The 9,079-nt window shown below is 69.6% G+C and carries 6 protein-coding genes; 1 reads left to right on the top strand and 5 read right to left on the bottom strand.

All coding sequences use genetic code 11. From position 1 onward, the window contains the following. Positions 1-97: 97 nt before the first annotated feature. The 5 genes from AC08OP_RS15285 to AC08OP_RS15265 form a co-directional block, all read right to left on the bottom strand. Positions 98-421 (bottom strand): NAD(P)(+) transhydrogenase (Re/Si-specific) subunit beta, encoded by a 324-nt coding sequence (locus AC08OP_RS15285; RefSeq protein WP_476614815.1) that lies wholly within the window; start codon positions 419-421, stop codon positions 98-100. After that, positions 367-1,854 carry a zinc-dependent alcohol dehydrogenase gene (locus AC08OP_RS15280; protein WP_476614814.1) on the bottom strand — a complete coding sequence of 496 codons (1,488 nt, stop codon included), beginning with the start codon at positions 1,852-1,854 and terminating at the stop codon, positions 367-369. The genes AC08OP_RS15285 and AC08OP_RS15280 overlap by 55 nt, the downstream gene beginning before the upstream one ends. 85 nt (positions 1,855-1,939) lie before the next feature. Beyond that, the gene (locus AC08OP_RS15275) at positions 1,940-3,460 is read right to left on the bottom strand and encodes an aldehyde dehydrogenase family protein (protein WP_476614813.1); all 1,521 of its coding nucleotides are present in this window, start codon (positions 3,458-3,460) and stop codon (positions 1,940-1,942) included. A gap of 318 nt (positions 3,461-3,778) precedes the next feature. After that, positions 3,779-4,480, bottom strand: a complete 702-nt coding sequence (locus tag AC08OP_RS15270) for an AMIN-like domain-containing (lipo)protein (RefSeq protein ID WP_476614812.1) — start codon at positions 4,478-4,480, stop codon at positions 3,779-3,781. Between the two features lie 161 nt (positions 4,481-4,641). Further along, positions 4,642-7,893, bottom strand: a complete 3,252-nt coding sequence (locus tag AC08OP_RS15265) for an ADP-ribosylglycohydrolase family protein (RefSeq protein ID WP_476614811.1) — start codon at positions 7,891-7,893, stop codon at positions 4,642-4,644. A 359-nt stretch (positions 7,894-8,252) separates the two neighbouring features. On the opposite strand from AC08OP_RS15265, the gene AC08OP_RS15260 reads away from it, so the two are divergent. Next, positions 8,253-9,079 (top strand): NAD-binding protein (locus AC08OP_RS15260; RefSeq protein ID WP_476614810.1); only part of this gene is annotated, 827 nt, incomplete at its 3' end.

Here is a 9,079-nt window from a genome sequence, read left to right as displayed (position 1 = left end):
CCCTCGCCCTCGCTCGCCGCGCCGATCACGCTGCCCCCGCCGATCACCCGACGAGTGTCCCACCCTCACCCACCGCACCACACCATCCCGGTACGACCTAGGGCTGCATCCGCATCCGCATCCCACTCCACGTGCAGCCAGGATCGCTCAGGGTACGGCCTGGTGAACCATCTGCCAAGAGGCCGAGCAGCATCATCGGACCGCCGGAGAGGCCGGAGATCGCGTTGCCGGGCCGGCGGGCCGCCGGGTTGGTCACGTCGTTGGCGCCGACGACCAGGGCGACATCGGCCTGCGCGAACTCGGGGTTGACCTCAGCCAGTTCCTTCATCTGCGGATAGGGAACGTGCGCCTCGGCCAGCAGCACGTTCATGTGGCCCGGCATTCTGCCGGCGACCGGGTGGATCGCGTAGCAGACGTCCACCCCGTGCTGCGTGAGCAGGTCGGCGAGCTCGACGACTTCATGCTGGGCCCGCGCCGCCGATCGGCAGCACCATCGTCACGCCTAAGCCCAGCGCGGCGTTCAGCAGTCGGGCGCCGCGGAACAGCACCGGCGCGCCACTGATCAGGCCCTGCAGCTTGCCGGCGGCCACCAGCGAGCCGGAGAAGGTCACCGCGCCGATGACGGCGTCGAGGCCGACGGTCACGGTGGTCTGACCGGAGGCCCCGGCCAGCCCGGCCGCGCCGCCCAACCGCACCACCTCGGCGAACGCGACGAGCGCCGCCGCCGACCGCGTTGAACACGCTGACCAGCTGCGGCATCGCGGTCATCCGCACGGTCCGCGCCGCGTACAGGCCGGCGCCGGATCCCAGGAGCACACCGATGATCAGGACGATGAGGCCGGTAGCGGTGATGACGCCGTCCCGGGCCGGGACCCTGCTGTCCAGGACCTTGTCCATGCAGGCGTTGACGTCGTCCAACTTCCGGCCGGAAGCGATCACCCTGGTCCGGCCGGCCCCGTGCAGCCGGAACACCTCGGCCAGATCGTTGCGGGTGCCGACGATCGATCCTTTGACCGTGATCCCCTTCAGGACCGTGTCGAAGATCGGGATGGACATCGTGCCATCCGCCGGCAGGGCCACGCAGACCAGCCGGCCGCCGCGCCGCAGCGACGCGAACGCCTGCTCGAACGAACGGGGCGACGCGGCGAGCGCGACCGCCACGTCGGCGCCGCCCAGCCGCTGGATGGCCTCGACCGGGTCGGCGGTCCGCGCGTTCACCACCTGGTCGGCGCCCAGTTCGGTGGCCAGCTCCAGCTTGGCCTCGGTGACGTCGACCCCGACGGTGAAACCACCCGCGATGCGGGCGTACTGCAACGCCAGGTGGCCCAGCCCGCCGATGCCGAACACGGCCACCGTCTCGGCCGGGGTCACCCCGGCTACCTTGACGGCCTTGTAGGTGGTCACGCCGGCGCAGGTCAGCGGCGCGGCGTCGAACGACGGCACATCACCGGGCACCGGCACCGCGTAGTCCGCGTCGGCCACCGCGTACTCGGCGAACGCACCGTCGATCGAGTAGCCGCTGTTGCGCTGGCTCTCGCACAGCGTCTCCCAGCCGCCGACGCAGTAGCGGCAGCGCCCGCAGGCATGACCGAGCCACGGGATCGCGACCCGGTCGTCGGTCGCGCGCCCGGTCACCCCGGCGCCCACCGCCTCGACCACGCCGACGCCCTCGTGACCCGGGACGAACGGGGGAGTCGGCTTCACCGGCCAGTCACCGCGCGCCGCGTGGATGTCGGTGTGGCACAGGCCGCTGGCCTCCATCCGCACCAGGATCTGCCCCGGCCCCGGCACCGGGACGTCCCGGTCCTCGATACGCAACGGTGCCCGGAAATCGGTGACAACTGCTGCCTTCATAACATCCTCCAGCCAGGGGAATCGTCGGTGGGAAATGCCGATGGACTCCGAAACCCTGGAATCTGAAACCCTGGAATCCGAGACCCTAGAACAGGCCGAGCGCGTTCTCGTCGTAGCTGACCAGCATGTTCTTGGTCTGGCTGTAGTGCTCCAGCATCATCCGGTGGTTTTCGCGGCCGATGCCGGACACCTTGTATCCGCCGAACGCCGCGCCCGCCGGATACTGGTGGTAGCAGTTGACCCAGACCCGGCCGGCCTTGATGCCCCGGCCCATCCGGAACTGGCGGGCACCGTCCCGCGTCCACACGCCGGCACCGAGCCCGTAAGGCGTGTCGTTGGCGATGGCCAACGCCTCGGCCTCGTCCTTGAAGGTGATGACAGCCAGTACCGGGCCGAAGATCTCCTCCTGGAAGACCCGCATCTTGTTGTGGCCCTTCAGCAGCGTCGGCTCGAAGAAGTAGCCGTTCGCGAACTCTCCGGCCAGCTGCGTCCGGTGCCCACCGGCCAGTAGTTCGGCGCCCTCAGCCAGGCCGATGTCCACGTAGGAGCCGATCTTTGACAGCTGCTGCGCGGAGACCTGCGGGCCCAGCATCGTCGCCGGGTCCAATGGGTTGCCCTGCTGGATCAGGCCGACCCGTTCCAGCGCCCGCGCCATGAACTCGTCGTAGATCGACTCCTGGATCAGCGCCCGGGACGGGCAGGTGCACACCTCGCCCTTGTTGAACGCATACAGCACCAGCCCCTCGACCGCCTTGTTCAGATAGGCGTCGTCGGCGGCCAGGACGTCCTCGAAGAAGATGTTCGGGGACTTCCCGCCCAGCTCCAGGGTGACCGGGATGATGTTCTGCGCCGCGTACTGCATCATCAGCCGGCCGGTCGTGGTCTCACCGGTGAAGCCGATCTTCGCGATCTTCGGGCTGGTGGCCAGGGCCCTGCCGACCTCGGCGCCGGGCCCGTTGACGATGTTGACGATGCCGGGCGGGATGACGTCCTGAATCACCTCGGCGAGCTTGAGGATCGACCACGGCGTCGGTGACGCCGGCTTGATCACCGAGCAGTTACCCGCGGCCAGCGCGGGCGCCAGCTTCCACGCCGCCATCAGCAGCGGGAAGTTGAAGGGGATGATCTGCCCGACCACCCCGAGCGGCTCGTGGAAGTGATAGGCGTAGGTCTTGCCGTCGATCTCGGAGATCGACCCCTCCAGGGTGCGCGCCGCCGCGGCGAAGTACCGGAAGTGGTCGGCGGCCAGCGGGATGTCGGCAGCCAGCGTCTCCCGCACCGGCTTGCCGTTCTCCCAGCTTTCCGTGACCGCGAGCATCTCCCGGTTGGCGTCGATCGCATCCGCCACCGCGGTCAGCACCTCGGCCCGCTCCGCCGGGGACGCGGCGGCCCAGGAGCCGGCGGCGGCGTGCGCCGCGTCCAGGGCGTCCTCGACATCCTCCGCCGCCGACCGCGGTATTTCACAGATCGGCTGCGCCGTGGCCGGGCTAAGGTTGGTCGAATATTTACCGGCCCGCGGCGGCAGCCACTTTCCGCCGATGAAGTTCTCGTACCGGTCCGTAACATGGACGATACTGCCTGGTTTTCCAGGTGGGACGTACGTCATGACAGCTTCCCGGTCTCCACCGGGCGGGCACGCCTTCCGACGTGCCCCGACCGGCACGTATGTTTCTCTGCCGAGGCCAAGCACCCCAGATCGCGCCAGTCCTGACAGCGGGTGCGGAAGGTCCTGACCCCCGATGCCGAACGGGCCGTTCCCGGGCCAGTGCCGGGCAGCCTAAGTTGATCATGCTGTTGTGCTGGGTTTTCGGGGTGCGGCGCGGTGTGGCTCGATGACCGGCGACGGCAAAGAGGGAACTGCCCGCGCCAGGGAAGCGCGGCAGGTCACGGGCCGAGGCCGGCCGGCAGACCTCGCCGGCAGACCTCAGGCGGCGAGGTCGATCACCACACGCGACGGGTTCGACAGTTCGAGCACCCGGAAGCCGACCCGATCGTCGACCCCCAGGCCGAAATGGACGTAGCCCTCGTAGTCGCCGGTCATCCGATACTGGACAAGCGCGGGAAGCCCGCCGCCGGCCTGCGGTGTGCGCAGCGTCGACCTGCCGGTCTCATCGTGGGCCACGGCCGGGAACAACACCACCTCCAGGAACGCCTGCCCCCGGAGCGGGACCGCAACGCCCTCGCCTGGCGACAGCACCTCGGCCACGTAACGCACCTCGTAGCCAGGGATCTGCCCTTGGAGCTCGATCGTCAGCCGATCGAAAGCCATCCCGCCGGCGACGTTGTGCGCGCTGCGCACTGCGACGACCGTCGCGTTACCGTACAGCGGATGCTCGACGCGGCGCGGTTCGCTCGACCAGACCGGCTCCCGCGGCGTCGCGGTTGTGGAAGGCGACGTCACCACCGGTCCACCCGGCGAGCGGGAGGACACGGACGGAGAAGGCGCCGGCGAGGTGCCGGACACCGATGGCTTCGACGTGGTGATGTCGGTGGAGCCGCCGCCACCGGTACCGCCGCCACCGGTACCGCCGCCACCGCCGCCACATCCCAGCAGCACGAGCAGCGCGCCCGCCAGCAGCGCCACCGCCCCGATCCATCGCCGGCCCGTTGTTGTCCGCACCTTCATGTAACTCACCTCGCCGCCCAGCTCACCTCGCCGTCCCGGGTGGCCGAAAGGGACCTTCGGCAGGGGGACGGTCGGGTTAACGTCCCCCCGAGCAGGTGAGCCGGAAGCACCACGGAGCGCCGGCACGGCTCGAACCGATGGGAGATCTGATGTGCGTGAGCTCAGCTCCCGGGGTAGCGGGTGGACCAGGCCGGGGTGGCCGCGCCGAAGGCGTCGGAGACGGTCGCGGTGTTCTCGATCTCGGTTACCAGATCGTCCGCGACCTGCCCGACCAGCTCATAGCCCGCCAGCTCCTTCAGCCAGGCTGCCGGCAGTGCCGGCTCACCCAGGGCGGCGCCAACGAGGTTCCCGCAGATCGCGCCGGTCGAGTCGCTGTCGCCGGAGTGGTTGACCGCCGCGAGCAGCGCCGTCTGCGGATCGTCGGGCGCCGCCACCGCGCAGTACACCGCGATCGCCAGCGCCTCCTCGGCGACCCAGCCGGCGCCCAGCGATTCCACGCGTTCCGCTGTGGGCGCACCGTCCGCTGCCGTTCCGAGAGCCGCCCGCAGAGCTCTGGCCACTTCCTTGCCGTCGCGTTCGGCCGACAGGCGGCCGAGGGCCGATGCGGTGGCCTGGGTGATGCTCGCGCCGTCCACCATCGCGGCGACGATCCACGCGAACGCGCCTGCGGCGAGGTACCCGGAGGGATGACCGTGGGTGAACACGGCGCATTCGACCGCATGGTCGAAGGAGGTTTCCGGGCCCCGCCGGAGCAGCCCGAACGGGGCCGAGCGCATCACCGCCCCGCACCCCTTGCTGTCGGGGTTCGCCGGCCGCGCGAGCGTGCCCATCTCGGGGCGCCCCAGCCCGGACAGGCAGGCGTTCCCCGGAGCGCGCCGGGCATACATCAGCTGCTGCGCCGCCAACCAGCCGTCCATCTCCCCGGCGGCCGGACCGGTCCGCCGCTGCGTCGTGAGCCAACGCTGGTAGGCGCGCCACAGCACCGCGGGCGGATCGGCGATGCCCCGGGAGCGGCTGCGGACCGAGGCCCGGATCAGACCCTCCACGGTAAACAGCGTCATCTGGGTGTCATCTGTAAACGGAGCGTGTACCCCGTAGGCGGCCGTGAGGCCGATGACCCCCGCCGTCCCGTACTCCCGTCGGATCTCGTCAAGCGACTGGAATTCGATTGCCGCACCGAGCGCGTCTCCCAACGCCCCGCCCAGCAGGCAGCCCCGGACCCGGTCCTGGTAGGAGAGGCCGGAGTTCGCATCGTCCGTGGGCGCCGCCGCACGCCGCTCTGATGGCCACAGGCTGACCGCGAGCCCCACGGCGGACCGGGCGGCCGGGGCGGCCAACAGACGTTCCTTGGTTCCGGCGGCGGCTCCCTGGCTCTCTTCCGGGGCTTCGAGATCGGCGGCGGCGGCTAGTTCGGCGGCGGTCATGCGTTGGCGGGCCAGTGCCCGGCCCGACCTGCTGAGAATGACACCCTCGGCGGCCAGAATCTCCCGTGGATCGTCGGTGCGTTCCGGATCGGGCCAGCGGAAGTCCGGGGAGATGGAACCGTTCAGGAGCAGGACGCGGTGGGCGTTGGAGATCCGGGCACTGGCCAGCTTGGCTCCCACCGCGACGGCGTGGGACCCGATCACCTCCGCGACGTCGGAGTAACTGGTCCAGCGGCCGGGCGGGATCGCAGCCAGTACCCGGATCATCAGGGTCCATCGCTGGTCCTGGGGTGGCGGGACCACGGACTCGTCCGGGCCGGGCCAGATCTTCACGATCCGCTCGGCGAGCGCCCGGCCGCGATTTTGGATCTCCTCCCGACCCCACCTGTCCTGACCGGCGATTTCTCGGTTCATCGCCAGCCCGCTGTCGGCCAGCAGCTTCTTCTTCTCGGTGAACTCGTGGTCGGCGAGTTTCGGATTGTAGGCGGTGAGCGTCAGATTGCCCAGAGTATGGACGAGCCTGCGGTGCAGCTCGTCGCGCGTCTCACCCTCGTGGGCATCGGCGTCGAGAACCGCTTTCCATCCCGGTCTCGCCAATGACTGGGGGAGGATGTGTTCAACCGTCAGCTTCACGCCCCAGTCGACCGGTTCGAGATGCTCGTAGTCCTCTTCCAGGCCGCGCAACACATAGGTGCGCTGAGGGCCGCGCCCGGTCCAGTAGAAGGGATTGAGCAGGACGGCTTCCTTCACAAGCTGATCGGTCGGGAACTTCTTACGCGGGCCGGAGAGAACCCGCGTGATCGCGGCGGCGGTCGGCGTCTGGTCGCCGAGCTCCTTGACGAGCGACATGAGGATGCGGTTGCTGTTGGCGCTCGCGATGCCGACCAGCATCCGCCGCACCAGGTAGCTCTCCACCACCCGGAGTGCCGCGGCGGCCTCGGTGGCGTCGAGACGGTCATTCGCATGCGCGATCAGCACGTGTAGGACGGTCGGCCGGACGACGTCCGCCCCCCACCGGCGCAGCCGGTGTAGGGCCTGCCGCAGGACCGGGTCCTCCTCCCGGTCCGGATCGAGAATCCGGCTGAACAGCAGGGCCTTCGCATGCAGCTCGGAGATCCACCGCTCGATGGCGTCCTCGTCCGGCAGCGTCTGGAGATACTGCCGCTGCGACTGGTACACGGCCTCCTTGGTGGCACGGTCGTCGCCGCGGAGCACGAGGTCGAGCCAGACCAGATCCTCCAGTCTGTCACCAAGCAGTTCCTGGAGTGGGAACCACCGCCAGTCGTACACCCGGTCCGCTCGGGTGGGTAGCCGCATGAACAGGTAGTTGCGCAGCAGGTCCGCCTGGGTGAGCCGGCGGCCGGTGTGGTTGAGCGATTCGAAGATGCGGTAGACGTCGTCGTCGACATGCGCGGCGATCTCCACGATTGCGAGCTGACCGACCATGGCCTGCTCGATCAGTGCTGCATCCAGCGGGTCGTCGGCGTCGCGCAACGCGGCGAGTTCCTTGCGGAAGAACTGGTATGCGTCGCCAATCCCGGCCCGGCCTCCTGCCTCCGGCGACTGCTCGACGAGAGCGGTCCAGGCGGTCCGGTCGGCTCGCGTCGGTAGCAGGGTGTAACGTTCGGTTCCGGCCGCGTACCTGTTCATGAGGTACAGATCGTCGATCTTCGCCGCGAGCATCTGATCGTCATCTCGGACATGATCGCGGATCGCGCAGAGCAGGATGCTCAGCGCCGTCAGCCGTTGCTGACCGTCCACCACCAGCCAGATCGCCACTCCGGCTGGCGTCGTCGACGGGCTCGGCGCGAGAACCAGCGAACCTAGGAAGTGCGTTGCCGCTGGACCGGCGGCGGCCACGCTCGTGATGTCGGCCCAGAGTTGCCGCAGGTTGGCGCGTTCCCAGCTGTAGGGGCGTTGATACAACGGGACGACATACTGGCACTGACCCTGGAGGAGTTCACCCAGAGTAGTTTCGTTCGCCTTCACTGCCGCTCTCCGCCCTGCCTGTTTAGCCGAATCCGAACCGTTTTGCCACTCACCGTCGGAAAAGACTATCGGAGGCGGCGGATCCGCCCACCGGGTCCGTGCCTGGCCGTCGCCGCGGGCCGGCATGAGAAACTGGCGGCCGCGGACGAATCCCCATACCCCAGGTCAGCGCGGTGCCTGTTCCTCCCGTGGCGCGCCCGATCCCGGCCGGGTCCGGCGAGGACCGGCCAGGTGCCCACGGCGCTGCGGCGCCACGGCGTGCCGAGCGGTGTTGATCGGCCCCGGACCGATTCGGTTGAGGATGGTCCGGTCGAGGCATGAGTGGGACGGGACCGGTCCGGCGTGCTGGAGGGGGTGGCATGGCAGCGGGTTCTGGAAGTTCCGGCGCGACCGGAGGCAATGGCACCGTCGATGGTCATGGTGCCCTCGATGGGCATGGCGTCCTCAGCGGGCATGGCGTCCTCAGCGGGCATGGCGCCGTCAACGGTCAGGGAGGTTCGGGTGCCTTCGGTGGTTCGGGTGGTTCCGACCCGTCGGGTCACGTCATTGTCTGCGGGCTGAGCAACCTGGGGCTCCGGCTCGCCGAACAGCTCCGGGCGTCGGGTGTGACGGTGGTGGCCATCGACGATCGGGTCGCCCCCGCCACCCGGCGCAGGGTGGAGCGGTGGGGCGTGCGGGTCCTGGTGGAGAGTACCCGTGGCGCCGGGGCGCTGCGCGAGGCCGGCATCGCCGCGGCGCTCGCGGTCGTGTCCTGTCACGAGACGGACCTCGACAACCTGGGCACAGCGCTGGTCGCGGCCGAGACGGCCCCCGGTGTCCGGCTCGTCGTGGCCATCAGTAACCGCCAGCTCGGCGACCAGCTCGCGGACGCGCTCAGCCAGGTCCGGGTGCTGAACCGGGCCGAGCTCGCGGGGCCGAGCTTCGTCGAGGCGTGCGTCCGCTCGGACGTGACGCACGCCTTCCCGATGGACGAACGGTCCGATGCCGAGGTCTTCGCGGTGATCGAGGAGTCGATCATAGGCCGGCATGCCTTCCGGGCCCGCTATGGCGATCTGACCCCGATCTCGCTGCGCCGCGCGGGGGAGCGCCTCCCCGAGCTCTGCCCGCCCCGCGACGTCTCGCTGCGCCCCGGCGACCGGCTGACGCTCCTCGGGCGGCTGTCGGAGTTCCATGAGCGGGGCATGAC

This window comes from Frankia sp. CeRuru1 (assembly GCF_977966315.1).
The sequence above is the reverse complement of the archived record's forward strand: the minus strand, read 5'-3'. Positions and strand labels throughout refer to the sequence as shown.

Coding starts and splice junctions, on each gene's coding strand:
- AC08OP_RS15280 (WP_476614814.1), bottom strand. CDS start 1,854: ATGAAGGCAGCAGTTGTCACCGATTTCCGGGCACCGTTGCGTATCGAG.
- AC08OP_RS15275 (WP_476614813.1), bottom strand. CDS start 3,460: ATGACGTACGTCCCACCTGGAAAACCAGGCAGTATCGTCCATGTTACG.
- AC08OP_RS15270 (WP_476614812.1), bottom strand. CDS start 4,480: ATGAAGGTGCGGACAACAACGGGCCGGCGATGGATCGGGGCGGTGGCG.